The organism is Verminephrobacter aporrectodeae subsp. tuberculatae (assembly GCF_026127385.1).
GTDB classification, from domain to species: Bacteria; Pseudomonadota; Gammaproteobacteria; order Burkholderiales; family Burkholderiaceae_C; genus Acidovorax; species Acidovorax aporrectodeae.
Genome location: NZ_QZCX01000001.1, coordinates 35,728 through 59,551, shown reverse-complemented (window position 1 = coordinate 59,551; position 23,824 = coordinate 35,728). Strand labels below are relative to the sequence as shown.

The following is a 23,824-nucleotide window of genomic DNA, read 5'->3' as shown; positions in this document are numbered from 1 at the left end:
CGTAGAAGCCGACAATGCTATGCTGCGAGGCCAAATAAGGATGAAGGGTGCAAATGGACCGAGAACTATTCAGCAAGGAGCGATTTTGCAAAGAAGCAGTCCCGAAGTACCGTTGCCCACGATGTGACTCGTTTCTTACGATGAGCAATCTTGTCAACAAGGAGACTGCGGAAGCCAAGGCCGACCTCGCGAACCCGGAAGCTGATCATGACAGGGTGGAAAGAACTTTCAGAGCCGACTTCACTTGTGAGAAGGAACAGTGCGGCGAGGTCGTCTTCTGTGTCGGGAAAGGCCTCGACTATGCATGGTCTGATTTGGATAATGGGACGGACTCAGGATGGGCGGAAGAACTGATACCAACTTTCTTTCAACCGCACCTTATGATGTTTGTGGTTCCGGAAAATACGTCTGAAAGTGTCCGAGGCTGTGTTCATGCTTCTTTCAGAGTATTTTTTTCGAGTCCTGGAAACGCCATCAATGAACTTCGGAATGCGCTTGAATCCTTAATGGATCATCTACAGGTAGCCCGCAAGATCCGTGATACTCGCAAATCACCATCGTCTGAGACGCAACCATTGCGAAAGCTATCATTACACGAGCGCATTGAACGCCTGCCAAAGGAACACGCTGGGTACAAGAGTTTTTTGCTGGCACAAAAATGGATAGGCAATGCCGGTACGCATGGTGATCCTATCAAACGTGACGATGTCTTGGATGGCTACAAACTTCTGGAACACGTTCTTGATGGCATATTCTCGCTTCATCCGATGGCTACCAATATAAACGAGAACAAAGCTCCCCAGTCAATATCACGAGAGAGGGAGGCGACTCGCTCCTTTTTACGCGAATCTGAAACCTATACAAAGTAACAACTTACAGATTTTGATCGCCATGCGAGTGATTCATGTCGACCCTATATAAAAAGCCGCTAGGCACCAATTCTTCGACTGCTGCTGCGTGCTATTGGTGGCCGCGCCGAGGTCGAGTTTTTTGGCGGCGTCGAGCGTAATGTCCTGGGCCTGGAGCTTGGCGCCCCGGGCTCTGAGGTCCCCTTCGCGGGACGTGATGTCCATGCGCGCGGCCTGCACGCTGCTTCCGCGGCTGCTGCTGGAGGTGTTGTCGGCTCCGGTGATCCGGTCACCGATCATCGTGACGGCCGTGCCCAGGGCGCCGGCGAGCTGGCTGCCCGCCGTCACACTTCGGCTGCGGGAATCCATGGCGCTGTGGCTGGTGTCCTGCGTGGCTTGCAGGTCCACCGCATTGCCGGTGACGCTCACCCGGTCCTTGGCCAGCAGCACGGCGCCCTGGCCGATGACGTTGCCCTGGCCCGTGCCCTTGTACTGCGCGTCGGTGCCGGCCGTGAGCGTCAGATTGCCGCCGGTGGCCGAGAGCCCGCTGGTGTGCTCGCGCGTGGTGCTCCCGCGCCCGGCTTGGGACGCGCTGTTCTTGCCGAACATCGTGAAGCGCCCGCTGAGGCCCGTGGGGGCGAGCCCGATCACGGTGGCACTGCTCTGCGCCTGGGTTTGCGTGTTCTCGGTATCGGTCGCGGTGTACAGCAGGATGTTGCGCCCGGCGCGCACGGTGATGTCCTGGTCGGCGAGCACCGTGCTGGCGCCGAGCGTGGCGTCGCGGCCCGCCGTGATGGCCACGTTGGCGCCGCTGATGCTGCTGCCCACCTGGGTCGTCGATTGCAGCGCCTGCGTCTGTTTCTGCGCGGACTTGCCGACGCTGATCTGGCCCAGATTCGCCGACAGGCCGCTCCGGCTTTGCTCGAACAAGCTGCTTGCGCTGCTGCTCTCCTGCGCCGTCGTGACGTTCACGTCGCGCCCGGCGCTGATGTATGCGTCCCTGCTCGCGTTGATCTGGCTGGCTTGCAGCGTGACGTCATTGCCCGCGCGCAGCAGCACGGTATTGCCGGTGATGCTGCTGCCGGCGACGCGGGTGCTCTGGCTGCCGTCGGCGCGCTGCGTGGATTTGTTCGAGAACAGGCCGCTCCTGCGGTCGTAGCTCTCGCTCGCCTGGCCGTGCCCGGTCGTCGCGTTCTGGACCGTGACGTCGTTGCTTGCGATCAAACTCGCCTGGCCCGTGCCCGCAGCGATCGTCGCGCCCACCGCGGTGACGTTGCCCTGGCCATCCGCCTTGGCGCCGTTGGCAATCAGGGTCGCGTTGCGCCCGGCAGTGAAGGCGCCGCCGACCAGGGTCTCGTTGGTCTGGGCGATGCGGTGATAAGCATCCTTGCGCGCGTTCTGCTGATCGATGGTCAGGCTGTTCTTGGCCGCTTCGATGTGGACGTTGCGGCCTTGGACCGTCAGATCGGTCCCCGCAGTGGCGTTCGTTCCGCTGAAGTGCGCGTCGCCGACCGCAGAGATGCTCAGGGCCTGGCCGGCATTGAGCGTCGTCAGCTGCTGCGTCGTCGCGGCGCTGTGGTACTGGCTCGATCGGCCCTGGGCGCCGCCTTGGCCGAGAGGCACGTTCAGCGCATAGCCGGTTTGCAGCGCATGGCTCGTGATCGCGCCGCCGGCCGTGGCCACCAAGTCGCCGCTGGCCTGGACGCTCGCACCCCGCAGGTCGATGTTGTTGCGTGCGGCCAAGCGCACGCTATCGGCGCTCAGGGTGGCTACCCGGTCAACGTTGGTGTGCGTCCCCGTGCTGCTCCCGTTGGGCCCGGCGATCTCGCGCGCGCTGGTCTGCGTCGTCGTGCGCAAGATGACGTCGCGTGCGTTGAAGGCGATGTGGCTTGATGCGCCAAGGCCCTGCACCACGCCGCCGGCGTTGTCCAGCGTCTGCTGCGCGTCCACGCTGATTGCGTTGCCGGCCAGGGTCCCCGTATTCACGACGTTGCGGCCAGAGATCGTCAGCCTGCCGTCGCCCGCGAGCGCGTCGCCGGTGGCGAGGATGGTTCCGGTATTGCTCAGATCGCCCGGGCTGCGCACGCTGACGTTTGCGCCGGCGATCAACGCGCCGGTGGGCGTCAGATCCCCGGCCACCGGGCGCCGCAGATAGACCGTAGGAACCAGGGTCTGGACGGTGCTGCCATCGGGCAGATGGGTCTCGCGGGCTTGCAGCCACACGATGTCGGTGGTCAGCAGCGCCATTTGCTCGGCGGACAAGGCCACGCCCGGAGACAGCTGGTAGCGCTGCGCGAACATCACGCCCGCGTCCAGCAGGTCCTGGTACTCGTCTTCGGTACTTTGGTAGTTGGACAGGAAGCGGCGCCCCGTCAGGGCCATGATCTGATCGTCGATCAGGCGCTGCTCGGCAAAGCCGTCGCCGTACAACTTCAGAGTGCGTTCGGGGTTGATGCTCAGCTGCGTGAGCATGTAGGCGCTGCTGATCCAGGTGCGGTAGTTGGTGAAGGCCGGGTCGGTCTCGACCAGCGCAGCGCGCGGCAAGTGGTTCAGCGTAAACAGCTGGTTGTCCGGCGCGCGCACGGCGCCGGTGGCCATGACGGTGGTGTAGCCAGCGGCCTTGATCTGAGCCGGGCCCGTGCGCCGGGCGCTGGTGGTGTCCACCGCCGCGGCCTGGATTGGCTGCACCTTGGCCGCGTCCGCGAAGCGCGTCAGCGACGTGGTGATTGCTGCCAGCTGGCCCGCGCGCAGGCCCGCGGCGAGGACGCTGCCGGGCAGGGCGGCCTGCGGCGCGGCGTCCAGGCTCGCCGTGAGGGAATTGGTGGTGGTGCTTCTCGGGCGGGTCCCGGCGTTCGCTGCCACCGCGGGGGTCTGCGCGTCCGGGCGCTGGCCTGTCTCGACGTTCACGGCAGCGCCGCGGGCGATCAGGGTGCCCGCCACGTCCGGGGCGCCGGGGGCCCGGGTCGTCGTGGTCGTCTGGACTTGCGGCGCAGCGCCTGCGTCTGCGCTGAGCGTGCCGCCGCGCGTCGCGTCCGTGACCGCGTCTGCGGGGTTTACACGGCGCGCGGCGCTGGCGCTTGCGCCCACGTCCGGCACGCTGGCCGTTGCCCCACCCACGGGCGTGCTCGTTCCCCCGCGGGTAGGGGTCTGGGGACTGCCGTGGCTCTGGAGTTGCACGATCGGCAGGTTGAAGCTTTGCGTCACGGACGCATCCGGGATGGGCTGGGGGGCGCTGACCTCCCGGCTGTGTTCGTTCCCGAATAAACCGGTCAAGCCGCCGTGGTGTTTGCGGCGGCTGAACACCATCGTGCCGATGCTGGTGGTCACGCGCGTTCCGGCGGACGCGTGGTTGTTCACGCCTGCGGCATCGACGGAGCCGCCGGCAATGATCACGCTGTCGCTGTTCGTGCCACCGTTCAGGCTGATGTTTCCGCCCGCGAGCACATAGCCCGGCTTGCTGGACTCGACGCTCGTTTCGTTGATGGTCCTGCCCGTGATACGGGTTTCGTACCAATTGGCCACGCTGCGGGTTTCGAGATTACTGTTGAATGCCTCGATGGACGCGTCCAGCTGCGTCTGCTTGGCAGCGACTGCCGTGGCGCGAGCATCGACGCTCTCCCAATACGCACCGCAGGCGCCGCCACTGGTGCGTTCGGTTCTTCCTTGTTCGCCCCCCGAGGTGCTGGTGCAGCCGCGGTCGGAGATCGACACATCGGTCGGCAGGACGGGCTGCGCGAGCGTGCTCGGGGAAGCGATGCCAAAGCGCGTCCAGATCGGGTCGTCGTCGCTGTAGAGGAAGCTGGACGTGCAGGGGTCCAGGATGTTGCTGCATGTCTGCTGCCCGCCCGGGCGGATCCAGAGCGAGCCAAAGGTGTCAGCCGGGTAGGTTCTGCTGGGCAGCACGTACGTGCCGGCCTTGGAGGCAGTCCAGTCCAGTTCGGATGCGTTGTACCGGGTCGTGTCGTGCTCGGGGGTGATGTACAGCTCCGAGACCACCTCGTTGCGCATTTGTGTTCCCGTGCGCAGGTCCGCATTCGTATTGCTCAGGGTGCCGGTGATGGCCACGTTGCGCATGGCGTTGATCGTGGAGCCATGGTTGCGCGCGGCCCCGTTGATCTGGATGCTGCCCAGGGAGAAGACCTGCGCGCCGTCGGTGTTGTGCAGCGCGCCGTGGAGCGTCACGTCCCCGCCGCGCGAGGCGATGACGGCGCCGCCGCCCGCACCGGCGCTGTTGTGGGTGGCGCCGGTGATGGCGATGCCGTCGCCGTAGATGCGGCCGGTGTTGTTCACCACAGCGGCGGTGATGCGCGTCAGGCCGTCCGTGCTATTGATCAGCCCCTGGTTGTTTACGTTGGCGCGCGCGCTGAGCGTGGTCGTGCGCGAGTCGATGGTGGCGCCGCTCTGGTTGTCTATGCTTTGCGCGCTCAGGCTCAGGTCGTCGCGCGTGCTCACGCGGCCCTGATTCGTGTAGCTGCCCGTGGTCGAGATGCTCAGCTTGCCGTTGCTGCTCACCGTGCCGGTGTTCACGTAGTCGCCTTGCAACTGCAAATCCATGGCGCCATTGCTGGCCAGCACGCCGTCGGTGCCAAGCCGCGCGACCTTCAGCGTCATGCGCTGCTGCGCGTCCACGCGGCCCGCGGTATTCGTCAGCACCGGCGTGTCCATGGTGACGCTGTCACCGGCAATCTGGCCCTGGGTGTTGTCCAGACTGCGGCGCGCCTGCACGCTCGTCTCGTTCAGACTGACGATCGCGCCGCGCGTGTTGTCGATAGTCGCGGAGCGGATGCTGGCGCTGCCCCCGGCGAGCAGGCCCGTGGTGTAGCTGCCGTTCTTGGTGTTGCTGTTGTCGATCGAGGTGGCGCTGACGCTCAGGTCCTGCGCGGCGTAAATCGTCCCGGAGTGGCTGTTGTCCAGCGCGGCGGCGCGCACGTCCAGGTCCGCGCCGCTCAGGATGCTGCCGCCCTGGTTGTTCAGCGTTCCGCGCGTGCTGACCGAGCTATTGCCCTGGCCCAGCAGCGTGCCGCCCCGGTTGTCGATGCTGCTCGACTGGGTGACGTGCAGGCCGCCATTCGCGCCGACGTAGCCAGCCTGGTTGTCGATCGCGCCGGCCGCGACGTGGATGGAGCCCTGGCTGACGATGCCGCGCGTGCTGCCGCTGCGCGTGTTCTTCAGGGCGTGGCCCTGGGTGTCGATGCGGACGCCGCCTGCGCCCGACTCGATCACCCCGGCGTCGTTGTCCAGGTCCAGGGTGGTCATGGACACCGAGTGGCTGCCGGAGATGACGCCGGCGCTGTTGTGCACGGCGCCGCCGACGTGGACGTTCTGTCCGGTGACCTGGCCGCTGGTGTTGAGCAAGCTGCCGCTGCCGGCCTGCGCCGTGGTGCGGGTCGCGCCGGAGATCGTTGCGGACCGGTTGTCTATCCCTTCGGCCGTGATGCTCGCGGCCCCGGTATTCGCGATCAGGCGCCCGCCCGCGTTGTTCACGCTGCCGCTCAGCTGGGCCGTGAGGTTGCGCCCGGCGACGATGCTGCGGCCCGCGTTGTCCAGCGAGCCGCCGCTGATGCGCACGTCGGTGGCCGCGCTCACCGTGCCGCTGGCGTTCGCGATGCTGCCGCCGCTCAGGCTGAGCGCGCCCTGCGTGCTGTACGTCTGCCCGCCCGCGTTGTTCAGGACGCCGCTGCCCGCGCTGACCGTGGCTTGGCCATTGGCCGCGATCACGCCATCCTGGTTGTTCACGCCGGTGCCGCGCACGCTCGCGTCGCCCGTGGCCTGCAGGGTCGCGCCCTGGTTGTGCAGCGCGCCGCTGCCCGCGTCCAGCGTCAGATTGCGCGCCGTGATGCGTCGGCCGGCCGTGCTCATGCCCTGGGAGCGCACCGTCAGGTCGCGCCCGAATTGGTATTCCTGCGCGGCGAAGTCGAAGTGCGCACCTTGCCCCAGGGTCAGGTCGCGCCCGGCCAGGGCCTGCATGCCCGCCGTGGTCCCGGCGCCCGTGCCGGTGGCGGTCAGGTCCTGTCCCGCGCGCAGATTGGCGTTGCCGAGGTGCAGCGCGCCGTTGCTCGCCACCACGCTGACGTCGCCCAGGCTCGTGATGCGCGCGCGCGTCGCGTCAATGCGGGTGCCGGTGACGGCGACCGACTGGTTCGCCGAGGCCGTGGCGTCCGCGAAGCGCGTCAGCGACGTGGTGATCGTCGCCAGCTGGCCCGCGCCGTCGGTGTTGTGCAGCGGGCCGTTGATCGCCGCGCCCCCGCCGCACGGGAACATCCCGACGGCGCAGGAAAGCACCAGCGCGAGCAGCTTCGAGCAAAGCGAGGCGATGGCAGCGCCGCGGCCCGCACCGGGGCGGTTGTTGCTTGCGCCGGTGATGGCGATGCTGTCGCCGGGGATGCGGCCGGTGTTGTTCACCACGGCGGCGGGAATGCTCGTCAGGTCGTCCGAGCTGTTGATCAGCTCCTTATTGTTGGGATAACCCATGACCCATTGAGCAGGGGCGCATACCTCGGTCCGAAGTCCACTGGGGGGCTGCTTGCCTGGATCAGAGGTTCGTTGGTAAGACGAATAAATCCTGATCTCAGCAATTTCTTCAACTCGGCTCGCCGCGCAGAGAACAGCGCAAAATTGTCTGCCACGTCGAAAATATTTTCAGTGAGAGTCACCAAGTGTCCATCGCCCATTGCCTCGACGGCAAAGCCATTGGCGCGCAGCTTTTCTGCGTCGATTTCCTGGGTGTATTCCCGGCCAAAGAAGGTTGCCCAGGCCAGGTTTGGAATGCCTCTGTCCTTCAGAATTGCAGCCGGCGGGCCCATGAGGAAGTCGTCTGTGGCAATAATCGCGTGCTCGTCTGCCCCAAATGCATCGTCCCTTGTTTCAACATCGGTGAACAAATGCAGAATCGCGAACTGCGGGTTGGCGAGTTCAACAAGGCGGTGAAACAAGCCGCTCCAGTCAATTTTTCTGTCGGCGTCAGCATCACCCTTGAGCCATCCGGGACGAAGCTCTCCGAACTGGTTCACCATGGTATGGATCATGTCATATCGATACTCCACCGCTTCGGACCGCGTCCACCCGCAATCCCATTTGACGGATACGCGACCACGCCCGGATTTATTCGCGTTTATGATGCCTTCCTTCGCCCAGTATTTCTCGCATGCAGCGACGCCACGAAACAGTTTCCAGATTTTTGCGTCGGAATCAAGGCGACCAGGAGCCAAGCGTGAATCGGTTTCATAAAATGCCTCCAGCACTTTTCTGCCAAACTCCCATTTTGTGGTGTCGATATCAGTAACGATGGAAATTTTAATATATGGCACCCTCATTGCAGATTTTGGTCTTCTCAAAATCCGAATCGTTTCTATGGTTGTTGGCGGATTGATTTGGTAAACGGTGCCCTGCACCTCATGAACTCTATCCCACAGCTCTTTTGATATGACCTGATTCAATGGAGTTACCAACAGGGAGTATGGAGCTTTCGTACTGGCAGCGATCTGCAGTTGTGCTTTGAACGTACTATCCAATGACAGGCTTACCCCGCTATTTCCTCCGATCATGCCAGCGGGCTTCCCCGTATTGTCGGGATCGGGCGGGGTCACATGCCTTGATGTGGAGTTCTCCGGGAGTTCGGTTGCTTGGTTCAGAGGTTCATTGGTGAGACGAATAAATCCTGGTCTCAGCAGTTTCTTCAACTCGACTCGCCGCGCAGAGAACAGCGGGAAATTGTCTGCCACGTCGAAAATATTTTCGGTGAGAGTCACCAAGTGTCCATCGCCAATTGCCTCGACGGCAAAGCCATTGGCGCGCAGCTTTTCTGCGTCGATTTCCTTGGTGTATTCCCGGCCAAAGAAGGTCGCCCAAGCCAAGTTTGGAATGCCTTCGTCCTCCAGAACTGCAGCCGGCGGGCCCACGAGGAAATGGTCTTTGGCAATGCTTGCGTGCTCGTCTTCCCCAAATGCCCTGCGCCTGGTTTCAATATCGGTAAACAAATGCAGAATGGCAAACTGCGGGTTGGCGAGTTCAATAAGGCGGTGGAACAGGCGGATCCAGTCGATTTTTCTGTTGGCGTCAGCATCACCCTTGAGCCATCCGGGACGAAGCTCGCCGAGTCGGTTTACCAAGGTATGACTCATAGTATAACCATACTTCACCGCTTTGGACCGCTTCCACCCGCAACTCCATTTGGTGAATGTGCGTCTATGCCCAGAGTCTATGATGGCTTCCATTGCCCAGTACTTCTCGCATGCAGCGATGTCATAAAACGGTCTCTTGATTTTTGCATCGTTATCAAAGCGATCAGGCACCAATCGTGGATCGGTTTCGCAAAATGTCTCCAGCACTTTTCTACCGAACTCCCATTTTGTGGTGTCGATGGCAGTAACGATAGAAATTCGAATATATGATTTTTCCATTACTTAGGCCTTTCTGTAATTCGAGTCATTAATCCAGTTTCCTGATTTAATTGGTAAACGGTGCCCTTCACCTCAACAATTCTATCCCACAGATCTTTTGATATGACCTTATTTTCTGGACTCACCACCAAAGTATATCGAAGTTTCTCATCGACAGCATGCTGCAGTTGCGCTTTGAACTGACTATCCAATGACAGACTTACCACGTTCTTTGCCTCGACAATAGTGGATCGCCCCAAAACGTCAGGAATAGTGGTGACTTGTGTCCCATCGCGCAGGGTCACTTGTTTTGGTGTGAAGTTCTCCGGGAATCCGGGTATCTTGTGGAGTGCGTTTTGAAACTCACGGCCCTTGAGCCAATTTTCCCCAATCTGCGATCCGCCGCCAATAGGTTTTTTCCATTGGATGCCGTTGCCTGTGTCGCTACGCGACACAATCTCCTGCTTGCCCGCGCTGTTAAGCGTGAAGTATTGGCCGCTAGGGCGTTGCTCGCTAGTCCGTTGAAAGACCGGGGTGACGCCATCTGCTGCGGTCCCGGCGTGGGTCAACGAGCCCTTGTCTGGGCCGGTAAAAGTGCCGTCGTCCGAGTTGAATTTGTATCCATGCTGCGTAGCGAGTGCGATGGTCTTGGCATCAGTTGCCGCCGCCGCATTGCCCGTGGCGATGACGGGGTCCTTGAACGTGACGGTGGTGTTGTCGGGGAGAGGGCGCGTCGTTGGTGCTGGGGTCGATGTATTCGGCGTGCCTGCCACGGGCAGCGGGTTGCCCTGCGCATCCGTGGGGGTCGTCTTTCCGTACCCGGAAATTTGTTGCCCGTAGTTTGGCGATTCCCCCTTGGCAGACGTTGCGGGCGCCGCCGCATTGCCTGTGACGGTGGTGTTGCCGGTGGTGTTCGTTGGTGCTGGGGTCGATGTATTCGGCGTGGCGCCTGCCGTGGAAAGCGGGCTGCCCTGCGCATCCGAGGTCGTCTTTCCGTATCCAGGAGTTCTCTGCCCGTAGCTTGGCGATTCAGCCGCGGCAGACATTGCGGCCCTGTTCGGTCCTTTGCCTCCAAATATCGGCCTGCCGGGCATCGCGCTCATTCCCCCGCTCAGTGCAGCGGCCAGTGCGTCGCCGTTCGTTGCCTTCTCCAGCACCAAGTTGCGTTTCAAATAATCGGGGTCTCCCGTTTTTGCGTACAGCAGCTGCAAGTTGTCCTTGCCGAGGGTGGCGATCTGCCGAATGTGGTTGTCGGCGGTTTTGATCTGCAAGGACAGATCGGCGCGTTTCCGCGCGTCTGTCGTGCCACTGAGCTCGGCTTGCCATGCGTCCTTTAGCGTGGCCAACCCCGCCATTGTTTTGCCAAGGTCGTCTTGAATCTGATGGGCCTGCTCGACGCTGATAGAAAACTGAGTGCGCTGCTGACCGAGGGCAATCTGCTCGGTGCTGGTCGCAAACAGCTCGTCCCGAACGGCAGCGTTGCGGCTCACGGACACTGCATCGAGTGCCTTGACCGCTTGGCAGGCATCCGCGCTGCCCCCGCGGCATTCCCTTTGCTTGCGGGCGCGTTCGCTGAGCTCCAAGTGGTTCAGATAGTTGTTCTCAGTCGCCCCCTTGGCCGTTTGCCCGGACAGCGCAACGTCGGTGGCCGTGCCCCCCGTGGCCTTGCCGACCACGGTTCCCAGGGCGGCCGAGCTGGCCAGCATCAGTTGCCGGTGCTCCTCGCTGCCGCGCGGGATGCCGTTGGCTTCGAGGTAGTTGGCCATGGCACCCACGGCCAATTCGTTGGCTGCGCCGCTGACGAATCCGGCGCCGGCGTTGCCGCCTCCGACCAGGGCAAGGCCGGCTCCGAGCGCGCCGTGCAAGAGCACTTTCTGTGCGGAGCCCTCCACCCAACCGTTCTTTTGCGCAATGTCGCCAATCGCTTGCGCGCCCATGCTGCCGATGATTCCCGCGGCCCGGATGTCGTCCTGCGCCTTTTGCTGGTTCTTCGCAATGTCCTGCGCCTCTACCAACGTCAGGTTGTTTTTCAGGCTCTGGTTGGCTGTGCTCGGGTCGCGCGCCGTCAGGGTGGCGAGCGCTTGCGCGCTGCTGCCGTCGGGGTCCTCGCCGGTGAGCGTCACCTGGCCCGGGCTGATGACGCTCTGCGTCTGACTGCGTGCGCTGCCTGAATCGGGCAGGCCGGCCTTGGCGGCGCTACTGCCCAGAATATTGCTGGCCGCGTTGCCCGCAATGGTGGCGATGGCGCCGGCGCCGCCATAGCCGGCGCTGATGCTGTCCGCGTTCGCGTGGGTGTCCTGCTTGTTGTCCAGGTCGATGAAGCGCAGGCTTTCGGTTTGCAGGTGGTTTTTCCCGCTGGGCGCGGTGCTGGTGATGGCGCCGCCCTTGAGTTCCGTGGCGCCCTTGACCCGTATGTCGTAGCCGCCCTCGCCCGCGGCGATGCCGCTCTGCCCGGTGGCGCTTTGGTAGTTGTGGTCTACGGTGGTCTTGCTCGCGCTGACGCTGCCCGTGACGGGCACGCCGTAGCACAGGGGCGGCACGCAGACGCTGACGTTGACCCCGCTGCTGCTTTGCTGGCTCTGGTACTGGCTCTGGTCTTGCAGGGTCTCGATGAGCAGCTTGCCCTGGATGTCGGTGGTGACCCGCTTGCCCGCGAGTTGCGCGCCCCGGATGTCGGTGTCGCCGCCGGATCGGACGTGCAGATGGTTGCTCGCCAGCACCTGCGTGTTGTCGTACGTGATTTCTGACCCATTCGCCTGGCCGCGCGACTGGCCTGCGTTGAGCTGGAAGCTGATGCCGGTTTGCTCGCCGACCCCCAGGGTGACGCCCATGCCAAGGCCGCTGGACTTGTTTTTCGACTGCTGCTGCGTGCTGTTCGTGGCGGCACCCAGGTCGAGTTTTTTGGCGGCGTCGAGCGTGATGTCCTGGGCCTGGAGCTTGGCGCCCCGGGCTCTGAGGTCGCCTTCGCGGGACGTAATGTCCATGCGCGCGGCCTGCACGCTGCTGCCGCGGCTGGTGCTGTCGGATCGGCTGGCGTGCTCCTCGCTCTTGCTTACGCTGAGGGTGGCGCTTATGCCGATCCCGGCGCTGGTATCGGTCAGAGCCTGGGCGCCGCCTTGCTGCACGATATTCGCCAGCTTGTACGCGTCATAGCCAGCCTTGAGCGTCTGGGCCGCTTGCAAGCGGCTGCTGCTGGAGGTGTTGTCTGCGCCGGTGATCCGGTCGCCGATCATCGTCACGGCCGTGCCCAGGGCGCCGGCGAGCTGGCTGCCCGCCGTCACACTCCTGCTGCGGGAATCCATGGCGCTGTGGCTGGTGTCCTGCGTGGCTTGCAGGTCCACCGCATTGCCGGTGACGCTCACCCGGTCCTTGGCCAGCAGCACGGCGCCCTGGCCGATGACGTTGCCCTGGCCCGTGCCCTGGTACTGCGCGTCGGTGCCGGCGGTGAGCGTCAGATTGCCGCCGGTGGCCGAGAGTCCGCTGGTGTGCTCGCGCGTGCTGGTCCCGTGCCCGGCTTGGGACGCGCTGTTCTTGCCGAACATCGTGAAGCGCCCGCTGAGGCCCGTGGGGGCGAGCCCGATCACGGTGGAACGGCTCTGCGCCTGGGTTTGCGTGTTCTCCGTATCGGTCGCGGTGTACAGCAGGATGTTGCGCCCGGCGCGGACGGCGACGTCCTGGTCGGCGAGCACCGTGCTGGCGACGAACGTGGCGTCGCGGCCCGCCGTGATGGCCACGTTGGCGCCGCTGATGCTGCTGCCCACCTGGGTCGTCGATTGCAGCGCCTGCGTCTGTTTTTGCGCGGACTTGCCGAAGCTGATCTGGCCCAGATTCGCCGACAGGCCGCGCCTGTTTTGCTCGAACAAGCTGCTTGCGCTGCTGCTCTCCTGCGCCGTCGTGACGTTCACGTCGCGCCCGGCGCTGATGTATGCGTTGCCGGTCGCGTTGATCTGGCTGGCTTGCAGCGTGACGTCATTGCCCGCGCGCAGCAGCACGGTATTGCCGGTGATGCTGCTGCCGGCGACGCGGGTGCTCTGGCTGCCGTCGGCGCGCTGCGTGGATTTGTTCGAGAACAGGCCGCTCCTGCGGTCGTAGCTCTCGCTCGCCTGGCCGTGCCCGGTCGTCGCGTTCTGGACCGTGACGTCGTTGCTTGCGATCAAACTCGCCTGGCCCGTGCCCGCAGCGATCGTCGCGCCCACCGCGGTGACGTTGCCCTGGCCATCCGCCTTGGCGCCGTTGGCAATCAGGGTCGCGTTGCGCCCGGCAGTGAAGACGCCGCCGACCAGGGTCTCGTTGGTCTGGGCGATCCGGTGATAAGCATCCTTGCGCGCGTTCTGCTGATCGATGGTCAGGCTGTTCTTGGCCGCTTCGATGGAGATGTTGCGCGCCTGCACCGTCAGATCGGTCCCCGCGCTGGCGTTCGTGCCGCTGAAGCGCGCGTCGCCGGCTGCCGTGATGCTCAGGGCCTGGCCGGCATTGAGCGTCGTCAGCTGCTGCGTCGTCGCGGCGCTGTGGAACTGGCCCGATCGGCCCTGGGCGCCCTCCTGGCCGAGAGGCACGTTCAGCGCATAGCCGGTTTGCAGCGCATGGCTCGTGATCGCGCCGCCGGCCGTGGCCACCAAGTCGCCGCTGGCCTGGACGGTAGCGCCCCGCAGGTCGATGTTGTTGCGCGCGGCCAAGCGCACGCTATCGGCGCTCAGGGTGGCTACCCGATCAACGTTGGTGTGCGTCCCCGTGCTGCTCCCGTTGGGTCCGGCGATCTCGCGCACGCTGGTCTGCGTCGTCGTGCGCAAGATGACGTCGCGCGCGTTGAAGGCGATGTGGCTCCCCGTGCCGATTCCCTGCACCACGCCGCCGGCGTTGTCCAGCGTCTGCTGCGCGGCCACGTTGATCGCGTTGCCGGCCAGGGTTCCCGTATTCACGACGTTGCGGCCAGAGATCGTCAGCCTGCCGTCGCCCGCGAGCGCGTCGCCGGTGGCGAGGATGGTTCCGGTATTGCTCAGATCGCCCGGGCTGCGCACGCTGACGTTCGCGCCGGCGATCAACGCGCCGGTGGGCGTCAGATCCCCGGCCACCGGGCGCCGCAGATAGACCGTGGGCACGAGGGTCTGGACGGTGCTGCCATCGGGCAGATGGGTCTCGCGGGCTTGCAGCCACACGATGTCGGTGGTCAGCAGCGCCATTTGCTCGGCGGACAAGGCCACGCCCGGAGACAGCTGGTAGCGCTGCGCGAACATCACGCCCGCGTCCAGCAGGTCCTGGTACTCGTCTTCGGTACTTTGGTAGTTGGACAGGAAGCGGCGCCCCGTCAGCGCCATGATCTGATCGTCGATCAGGCGCTGCTCGGCAAAGCCGTCGCCGTACAACTTCAGATTGCGTTCGGGGTTGATGCTCAGCTGCGTGAGCATGTAGGCGCTGCTGACCCAGGTGCGGTAGTTGGTGAAGGCCGGGTCGGTCTCGACCAGCGCAGCGCGCGGCAAGTGGTTCAGCGTAAACAGCTGGTTGTCCGGCGCGCGCACGGCGCCGGTGGCCATGACGGTGGTGTAGCCAGCGGCCTTGATCTGAGCAGGGCCCGTGCGCCGGGTGCTGGTGGTGTCCACCGCCGCAGCCTGTATGGGCTGCACCTTGGCCGCGTCCGCGAAGCGCGTCAGCGACGTGGTGATTGCTGCCAGCTGGCCCGCGCCGTCGGTGTTGTGCAGCGGGCCGTTGATCGCCGCGTTCCCGCCGAACGGGAACATCCCGACGGCGCAGGAAAGCACCAGCGCGAGCAGCTTGTTCGAGAAAAGCGAGGCGATGGCAGCGCCGCCGCCTGCACCGGTGCTGTTGTTGCTTGCGCCGGTGATGGCGATGCTGTCGCCGTAGATGTGGCCGGTGTTGTTCACCACGGCGGCGGTGATGCTCGGCAGGCCGTCCGAACTGGTGATCAGCTCCTTATTGTTGGGATAACCCATGACCCATTGAGCAGGGGCGCATACCTCGGTCCGAAGTCCACTGGGGGGCTGGTTGCCTGGATCAGAGGTTCGTTGGTAAGACGAATAAATCCTGGTCTCAGCAGTTTCTTCAACTCGGACCGCCGCGCAGAGAACAGCGGGAAATTGTCTGCCACGTCGAAAATATTTTCAGTGAGAGTCACCAAGTGCCCATCGCCCATTGCCTCGACGGCAAAGCCATTGGCGCGCAGCTTTTCTGCGTCGATTTCCTGGGTGTATTCCCGGCCAAAGAAGGTTGCCCAAGCCAGGTTTGGAATGCCTCTGTCCTTCAGAATTGCAGCCGGCGGGCCCATGAGGAAGTCGTCTGTGGCAATAATCGCGTGCTCGTCTGCCCCAAATGCATCGTCCCTTGTTTCAACATCAGTGAACAAATGCAGAATCGCGAACTGCGGGTTGGCGAGTTCAACAAGGCGGTGGAACAGGCGGCGCCAGTCAATTTTTCTGTCGGCGTCAGCATCACCCTTGAGCCATCCGGGACGAAGCTCTCCGAACTGGTTCACCATGGTATGGATCATGTCATATCGATACTCCACCGCTTCGGACCGCGTCCACCCGCAATCCCATTTGACGGATACGCGACCACGCCCGGATTTATTCGCGTTTATGATGCCTTCCTTCGCCCAGTATTTCTCGCATGCAGCGACGCCACGAAACAGTTTCCAGATTTTTGCGTCGGAATCAAGGCGACCAGGAGCCAAGCGTGAATCGGTTTCATAAAATGCCTCCAGCACTTTTCTGCCAAACTCCCATTTTGTGGTGTCGATATCAGTAACGATGGAAATTTTAATATATGGCACCCTCATTGCAGATTTTGGTCTTTTCAAAATCCGAATCGTTTCTATGGTTTCTGGCGGATTGATTTGGTAAACGGTGCCCTGCACCTCATGAACTCTATCCCACAGCTCTTTTGATATGACCTGATTTAATGGAGTTATCAACAGGGAATATGGGGCTTTCGTAGCGGCAGCGAGCTGCAGTTGTGCTTTGAACGTACTATCCAATGACAGGCTTATCCCGCTATTTCCTCCGATCATGCCAGCGGGCTGCCCCGTATTGTCGGGATCGGGCGGGGTTGCATGCCTTGGTGTGGAGTTCTCCGGGAGTTCGGTTGCCTGGGGTTCATTGGTGAGACGAATAAATCCTGGTCTCAGCAGTTTCTTCAACTCGGATCGCCGCGCAGAGAACAGCGGGAAATTGTCTGCTACGTCGAAAATGTTTTCAGTGAGAGTCACCAAGTGTCCATCGCCAATTGCCTCGACGGCAAAGCCATTGGCGCGCAGCTTTTCTGCGTCGATTTCCTTGGTGTATTCCCGGCCAAAGAAAGTTGCCCAAGCCAAGTTTGGAATGCCCCTGTCCTCCAGAATTGCAGCCGGCGGGCCCATGAGGAAATCGTCTTTGGCAACAATCGCGTGCTGCTCTTCTCCAAATGCCCTGCGCCTGGTTTCAATATCGGTGAACAAATGCAAAATGGCGAACTGCGGGTTGGCGAGTTCAACAAGGCGGTGGAACAGGCAGCTCCAGTCGATTTTTCTGTTGGCATCAGCATTACCATAGAGCAATCCGGGAACAAGCTCTCCGAATCGGTTCACCAAGGTATGGGACATGACATAATCATACTTTACTGCTTTAGTCCGTTTCCATTCGCAATTCCATTTTACAAATGTACGCCCCGAACCCAAACCCAGACCAAGTTTGCTCACGTCTATGACGTCTTCCTCCGCCCAGTATTTCTCGGATGCGGCGATGTCATGAAATGGTTTCTTGACTTTTGCATCGGAATCAAGGTGACTAGGCACCATTCGTGGATCGGTTTCACAAAATATCTCCAGCACCTTCCTGCCGAACTTCCATTTTGTGGTGTCGGTGTCAGTAACTATGGAAATTCTGATATATGGCTTACTCATTTGATGGGCCTTTCTGAAATTAGAGTCATTGCCCCAGTTTCTTTATTGAATTGGTAAACGGTGCCTTTTATCTTGTGAATCTCAGTCCACAGTTTTTCTGATATGACCTTATTTTCTGGACTCACCACCAAGGTATATCGAAGTTTCTCATTGACAGCATGCTGCAGTTGCGCTTTGAACTGACTATCCCATGACAGGCTTACCACGTTCTTTGCCTCGACAATAGTGGATTTCCCCAAAACGTCGGGAACAGTGGTAACCCGTGTCCCATCGCGCAGGGTCACATGTTTTGGTGTGAAGTTCTCTGGATATCCGGGTATCTTGTGGAGTGCGTTTTGAAACTCACGGCCCTTGAGCCAATTTTCCCCAATCTGCGATCCGTTGCCAATGGGGTTTTTCCATTGGATGCCGTTGCCTGTGTCGCTACGCGACACAATCTCCTGCTTGCCCGCGCTGTTAAGCGTGAAGTATTGGCCGCTAGGGCGTTGCTCGCTAGTCCGTTGAAAGACCGGGGTGACGCCGTCTGCTGCGGTCCCGGCGTGGGTCAACGAGCCATTGTCTGGGCCGGTAAAAGTGCCGTCCTGGTTGAATTTGTATCCATACTGCGTAGCGAGTGCGATGGTCTTGGCGTCAGTTGCCGCCGCATTGCCTGTGGCGATGACGGGGTCCTTGAACGTGACGGTGGTGTTGTCGGAGGGGGTACGCGTCGTTGGTGTCGATGTATTCGGTGTGCCTGCCGTGGGCAGCGGGTTGCCCTGCGCATCCGTGTGGGTCGTCTTTCCGTACCCGGAAATTTGTTGCCCGTAGTTTGGCGATTCCCCCTTGGCAGACGTTGCGGGCGCCGCCGCATTGCCTGTGACGGTGGTGTTGCCGGTGGTGTTCGTTGGTGCTGGGGTCGATGTATTCGGCGTGGCGCCTGCCGTGGAAAGCGGGCTGCCCTGCGCATCCGAGGTCGTCTTTCCGTATCCAGGAGTTCTCTGCCCGTAGCTTGGCGATTCAGCCGCGGCAGACATTGCGGCCCTGTTCGGCGCCTTGCCTGCAGATATCGGCCTGCCGGGCATCGCGCTCATTCCCCCGCCCAGTGCAGCGACCAGTGCGTCGCCGTCCGTTGCCTTCACCAGCACCAAGTTGCGTTTCAAATAGTCGATGTCCCCCGTTTTTTCGTACAGCAGCTGGAAGTTGGTCTTGCCGAGGCCGGCGATCTGCCGAATGTGGATGTCGGCGAGGTTGATCTGCAAGTGCAGATCGGCGCTTTTCTGCGCGTCTGTCGTGCCACGGAGCTCGGTCTGCCATGCGTCCTTTAGCGTGGCAAAACCCGCCATCGTCTTGCCAAGGTCGTTTTGAATCTGCTCGATCTGCTCGACGCTGCGCGAAAACAGGTTTTCATCAATGGCAGCGTTGCGGCGCAGGGACTCCGCATGGAGTGCCTTGACCGCTTGGCAGGCATCCGCGCTGCCCCCGTGGCACTCCCTTTGCTTGCGGAGGTATTCGTCGAACTCCAGGTGATTCAGATAGTTGTTCTCAGTCGCCCCCTTGGCCGTTTGCCCGGACAGCGCAACGTCGGTGGCCGTGCCCCCCGTGGCCTTGCCGACCACGGTTCCCAGCGCGGCCGAGCTGGCCAGCATCAGCTGCCGGTGCTCCTCGCTGCCGCGCGGGATGCCGTTGGCTTCGAGGTAGCTGGCCATGGCGCCCACGGCCAATTCGTTGGCTGCGCCGCTGACGAATCCGGCGCCGGCGTTGCCGCCTCCGACCAGGGCAAGGCCGGCTCCGAGCGCGCCGTGCAAGAGCACTTTCTGTGCGGAGCCTTCCACCCAGCCGTTCTTTTGCGCAATGTCGCCAATCGCTTGCGCGCCCATGCTGCCGATGATTCCTGCGGCCCGGATGTCGTCCTGCGCCTTTTGCTGGTTCTTCGCAATGTCCTGCGCCTCTACGAGGGTCAGGTTGTTTTTCAGGCTCTGGTTGGCGGTGCTTGGGTCGCGCGCCGTCAGGGTGGCGAGCGCTTGCGCGCTGCTGCCGTCGGGGTCCTCGCCGGTGAGCGTCACCTGGCCCGGGCTGATGACGCTCTGCGTCTGACTGCGTGCGCTGCCTGAATCGGGCAGGCCGGCCTTGGCGGCGCTATTGCCCAGAATATTGCTGGCCGCGTTGCCCGCGATGGTGGCGATGGCGCCGGCGCCGCCATAGCCCAGGCTGATGCTGTCCGCGTTCGCGTGGGTGTCCTGCTTGTTGTCCAGGTCGGTAAAGCGCAGGCTTTCGGTTTGCAGGTGGTTTTTCCCGCTGGGCGCGGTGCTGGTGATCGCGCCGCCCCGGAGTTCCGTGGCGCCCTTGACCCGTATGTCGTAGCCGCCCTCGCCCGCGGCGATGCCGCTCTGCCCGGTGGCGCTTTGGTAGTTGTGGTCTACGGTGGTCTTGCTCGCGCTGACGCTGCCCGTGACGGGTACGCCGTAGCACAGGGGCGGCACGCAGACGCTGACGTTGACCCCGCTGCTGCTTTGTTGGCTCTGGTACTGGCTTTGGTCTTGCAGGGTCTCGATGAGCAGCTTGCCCTGGATGTCCGTGGTGACCCGCTTGCCCGCGAGTTGCGCGCCTCTCAGTTCGGTGTCGCCGCCGGATCGGACGTGCAGATGGTTGCTCGCCAGCACCTGCGTGTTGTCGTACGTGATCTCTGAGCCATTCGCCTGGCCGCGCGACTGGCCCGCGTTGAGCTGGAAGCTGATGCCGGTTTGCTCGCCGACCCCCAGGGTGACGCCCATGCCAAGGCCGCTGGACTTGTTTTTCGACTGCTGCTGCGTGCTATTCGTGGCCGCGCCGAGGTCGAGTTTTTTGGCGGCGTCGAGCGTGATGTCCTGGGCCTGGAGCTTGGCGCCCCGGGCTTTGAGGTCCCCTTCGCGGGACGTAATGTCCATGCGCGCGGCCTGCACGCTGCTGCCGCGGCTGGTGCTGTCGGATCGGCTGGCTTGTTCCTCGCTCTTGCTCACGCTGAGGGTGGCGCTCACGCCTATTCCGGCGCTGGTATCGGTCAGAGCCTGGGCGCCGCCTTGCTGCACGATATTCGCCAGCTTGTACGCGTCGTAGCCAGCCTTGAGCGTCTGGGCCGCTTGCAGCCGGCTGCTGCTGGAGGTGTTGTCTGCGCCGGTGATCCGGTCGCCGATCATCGTGACGGCCGTGCCCAGGGCGCCGGCGAGCTGGCTGCCTGCCGTCACACTTCGGCTGCGGGAATCCATGGCGCTGTGGCTGGTGTCCTGCGTGGGTTGCAGGTCCACCGCATTGCCCGTGACGCTCACCCGGTCCTTGGCCAGCAGGACGGCACCCTGGCCAATGACGTTGCCCTGGCCCGTGCCCTTGTACTGCGCGTCGGTGCCGGCCGTGAGCGTCAGATTGCCGCCGGTGGCCGAGAGCCCGCTGGTGTGCTCGCGCGTGGTGGTCCCGCGCCCGGCTTGGGACGCGCTGTTCTTGCCGAACATCGTGAAGCGCCCGCTGAGGCCCGTGGGGGCGAGCCCGATCACGGTGGCACTGCTCTGCGCCTGGGTCTGCGAGTTCTCCGTATCGGTCGCGGTGTACAGCAGGATGTTGCGCCCGGCGCGCACGGCGACGTCCTGGTCGGCGAGCACCGTGCTGGCGGCGAACGTGGCGTCGCGGCCCGCCGTGATGGCCACGTTGGCGCCGCTGATGGTGCTGCCCACCTGGGTCGTCGATTGCAGCGCCTGCGTCTGTTTCTGCGCGGACTTGCCGACGCTGATCTGGCCCAGGTTCGCCGACAGGCCGCTCCGGCTTTGCTCGAACAAGCTGCTTGCGCTGCTGCTCTCCTGCGCCGTCGTGACGTGCACGTCGCGCCCGGCGCTGATGTATGCGTCGCTGCTCGCGTTGATCTGGCTGGCTTGCAGCGTGACGTCATTGCCCGCGCGCAGCAGCACGGTATTGCCGGTGATGCTGCTGCCGGCGACGCGGGTGCTCTGGCTGCCGTCGGCGCGCTGCGTGGATTTGTTCGAGAACAGGCCGCTCCTGCGGTCGTAGCTCTCGCTCGCCTGGCCGTGCCCGGTCGTCGCGTTTTGGACCGTGACGTCGTTGTTTGCGATCAAACTCGCCTGGCCCGTGCCCGCAGCGATCGTCGCGCCCACCGCGGTGACGTTGCCCTGGCCATCCGCCTTGGCGCCGTTGGCAATCAGGGTCGCGTTGCGCCCGGCAGTGAAGGCGCCGCCGACGAGGGTCTCGTTGGTCTGGGCGATGCGGTGATAAGCATCCTTGCGCGCGTTCTGCTGATCGATGGTCAGGCTGTTCTTGGCCGCTTCGATGCTGACGTTGCGGCCTTGGACCGTTAGATCGGTCCCCGCGGTAGCGTTCGTTCCGCTGAAGTGCGCGTCGCCGGCTGCCGTGATGCTCAGGGCCTGGCCGGCATTGAGCGTCGTCAGCTGCTGCGTCGTCGCGGCGCTGTGGTACTGGCTCGATCGGCCCTGGGCGCCGCCCTGGCCGAGCGGAACGTTCAGCGCATAGCCGGTTTGCAGCGCATGGCTCGTGATGGCGCCGCCGGCCGTGGCCACCAAGTCGCCGCTGGCCTGGACGCTCGCGCCCCGCAGGTCGATGTTGTTGCGCGCGGCCAAGCGCACGCTATCGGCGCTCAGGGTGGCTACCCGATCAACGTTGGTGTGCGTCCCCGTGCTGCTCCCGTTGGGCCCGGCGATCTCGCGCGCGCTGGTCTGCGTCGTCGTGCGCAAGATGACGTCGCGCGCGTTGAAGGCGATGTGGCTCCCCGTGCCGATTCCCTGCACCACGCCGCCGGCGTTGTCCAGCGTCTGCTGCGCGGCCACGTGGATCGCGTTGCCGGCCAGGGTTCCCGTATTCACGACGTTGCGGCCCGTGATCGTCAGCCTGCCGTCGCCCGCGAGCGCGTCGCCGGTGGCGAGGATGGTTCCGGTATTGCTCAGATCGCCCGGGCTGCGCACGCTGACGTTCGCGCCGGCGATCAACGCGCCGGTGGGCGTCAGATCCCCGGCCACCGGGCGCCGCAGGTAGACCGTGGGCACGAGGGTCTGGACGGTGCTGCCATCGGGAAGGCGGGTCTCGCGGGCCTGCAGCCACACGATGTCGGTGGTCAGCAGCGCCATTTGCTCGGCGGACAAGGCCACGCCCGGAGACAGCTGGTAGCGCTGCGCGAACATCACGCCCGCGTCCAGCAGGTCCTGGTACTCGTCTTCGGTACTTTGGTAGTTGGACAGGAAGCGGCGCCCCGTCAGGGCCATGATCTGATCGTCGATCAGGCGCTGCTCGGCAAAGCCATCGCCGTACAACTTCAGATTGCGTTCGGGGTTGATGCTCAGCTGCGTGAGCATGTAGGCGCTGCTGACCCAGGTGCGGTAGTTGGTGAAGGCCGGGTCGGTCTCGACCAGCGCAGCGCGCGGCAAGTGGTTCAGCGTAAACAGCTGGTTGTCCGGCGCGCGCACGGCGCCGGTGGCCATGACGGTGGTGTAGCCAGCGGCCTTGATCTGAGCTGGGCCCGCGCTTCTGGCGCTGGTGGTGTCCACCGCTGCGGCCTCGATCGGCTGCACCTTGGCCGCGTCCACGGGCACGCTGGCCGTTGCCCCACCTACGGCGACGGCGCAGGAAAGCACCAGCGCGAGCAGCTTCGAGCAAAGCGAGGCGGTGGCAGCGCCGCCGCCCGCACCGGTGTTGTTGTTGCTTGCGCCGGTGTTGGCGATGCTGTCGCCGTAGATGCGACCGGTGTTGTTCACCACGGCGGCGGTGATCTCGTCAGGCCGTCCGAACGGATGATCAGCCCCTCAATGTTGGGATAACCCATGACCCATTGAGCAGGGGCGGATACCTCGGTCCGAAGTCCACCGGGGGGCTAGTGGTTGCCTGGTTCAGAGGTTCGTTGGTGCCGGGCGCGGCCAAGGGAGAAACCGGAGGCGGGCTGGTGGTTACTTGGTTCAGAGGTTCGTTGGCGAGTCGAATAAATCCTGGTCTCAGCAATTTCTTTAACTCGACTCGCCGCGCAGAGAACAGTGCAAAATTGTCCGCCACGTCGAAAATATTTTCAGTGAGAGTCACCAAGTGTCCATCGCCAATTGTCTCGACGGCAAAGCCATTGGCGCGTAGCTTTTCTGCATCGATTTCCCTGGTGTATGCCCGGCCAAAGAAGGTTGCCCAACCCAGGTTTGGAACGCCTCTGTCCTCCAGAATTACAGCCGGCGGGCCCCTGAGGAAATCGTCTTTGGCAACAATCGCGTGCTCGTCTGTCCCAAATGCATCGTCTCTTGTTTCAATATCGGTGAACAAATGCAAAATGGCAAACTGCGGGTTCGCGAGTTCAACAAGGCTGTGGAACAGGCGGTTCCAGTCGATTTTTTTGTTGGCATCAGCATTACCATGGAGCCATCCGAGATGAAGCTCACCAAGCCGGTTCACGTAGGGGAAGGTATGGCTCATCTCATAACTATACTTCACCGCTTTGGACCGCTTCCATCCGCAAGCCCATGTGGTGAGCCAGCGTCCTTCCTCACCCGCGTCTATGATGGTCTTCACTGCCCAGTACTTCTCGCATGCAGCGATGTCATAAAACGGTTTCTTGATTCTTGTATCGCTATCAAAGCGATCAGGCACCATTCGTGGGCTGGTTTCACAAAATATCTCCAACACCTTCCTGCCGAATTCCCATTTTGTGGTGTCGGTATCAGTAACGATGGAAATCAGGATATGTGGTTTTCTCATTTTTT

General features: G+C 62.8%; 7 protein-coding genes. 1 reads left to right on the top strand and 6 read right to left on the bottom strand.

The features are described 5' to 3' along the window. The first annotated feature begins 53 nt into the window (after positions 1-53). Positions 54-869, top strand: a complete 816-nt coding sequence (locus D5041_RS00115; RefSeq protein ID WP_498063229.1) for a DUF8608 domain-containing protein — start codon at positions 54-56, stop codon at positions 867-869. Positions 870-902: 33 nt separating this feature from the next. Here the strand turns inward: D5041_RS00115 and D5041_RS00110 are convergent, their stop codons facing one another. Genes D5041_RS00110 through D5041_RS00085 form a run of 6 tightly spaced genes read right to left on the bottom strand, consistent with a single transcriptional unit; the run spans position 903 to position 23,819 of the window. Further along, on the bottom strand, positions 903-7,319 hold the full coding sequence (locus D5041_RS00110) for a hemagglutinin repeat-containing protein (protein ID WP_265283548.1): 6,417 nt from the start codon (positions 7,317-7,319) through the stop codon (positions 903-905). Next, a complete protein-coding gene (locus D5041_RS00105; RefSeq protein WP_265283547.1) occupies positions 7,292-9,247 on the bottom strand; it encodes a hypothetical protein in 1,956 nt (651 codons plus the stop codon). Before D5041_RS00105 ends, D5041_RS00110 begins: the two co-directional genes overlap by 28 nt. Next, entirely contained in the window at positions 9,247-15,174 is a 5,928-nt protein-coding gene (locus D5041_RS00100; RefSeq protein ID WP_265283546.1) for a hemagglutinin repeat-containing protein, read from the bottom strand. The genes D5041_RS00105 and D5041_RS00100 overlap by 1 nt, the downstream gene beginning before the upstream one ends. Next, a complete protein-coding gene (locus D5041_RS00095; RefSeq protein ID WP_265283545.1) occupies positions 15,147-17,117 on the bottom strand; it encodes a hypothetical protein in 1,971 nt (656 codons plus the stop codon). The genes D5041_RS00100 and D5041_RS00095 overlap by 28 nt, the downstream gene beginning before the upstream one ends. Next, complete coding sequence (locus tag D5041_RS00090) at positions 17,114-22,843, bottom strand: hemagglutinin repeat-containing protein (protein ID WP_265283544.1); 5,730 nt, start codon at positions 22,841-22,843, stop codon at positions 17,114-17,116. The genes D5041_RS00095 and D5041_RS00090 overlap by 4 nt, the downstream gene beginning before the upstream one ends. Before the next feature lie 37 nt (positions 22,844-22,880). Beyond that, positions 22,881-23,819, bottom strand: a complete 939-nt coding sequence (locus D5041_RS00085) for a hypothetical protein (RefSeq protein ID WP_265283542.1) — start codon at positions 23,817-23,819, stop codon at positions 22,881-22,883. Positions 23,820-23,824 lie beyond the last annotated feature (5 nt).

What these genes read in the sequence shown, in the direction of transcription:
- D5041_RS00085 (WP_265283542.1), bottom strand. Translation starts at nt 23,819, where the DNA reads ATGAGAAAACCACATATCCTGATTTCCATCGTTACTGATACCGACACC.
- D5041_RS00100 (WP_265283546.1), bottom strand. Translation starts at nt 15,174, where the DNA reads ATGGGTTATCCCAACAATAAGGAGCTGATCACCAGTTCGGACGGCCTG.
- D5041_RS00110 (WP_265283548.1), bottom strand. Translation starts at nt 7,319, where the DNA reads ATGGGTTATCCCAACAATAAGGAGCTGATCAACAGCTCGGACGACCTG.
- D5041_RS00115 (WP_498063229.1), top strand. Translation starts at nt 54, where the DNA reads ATGGACCGAGAACTATTCAGCAAGGAGCGATTTTGCAAAGAAGCAGTC.
- D5041_RS00095 (WP_265283545.1), bottom strand. Translation starts at nt 17,117, where the DNA reads ATGAGTAAGCCATATATCAGAATTTCCATAGTTACTGACACCGACACC.
- D5041_RS00105 (WP_265283547.1), bottom strand. Translation starts at nt 9,247, where the DNA reads ATGGAAAAATCATATATTCGAATTTCTATCGTTACTGCCATCGACACC.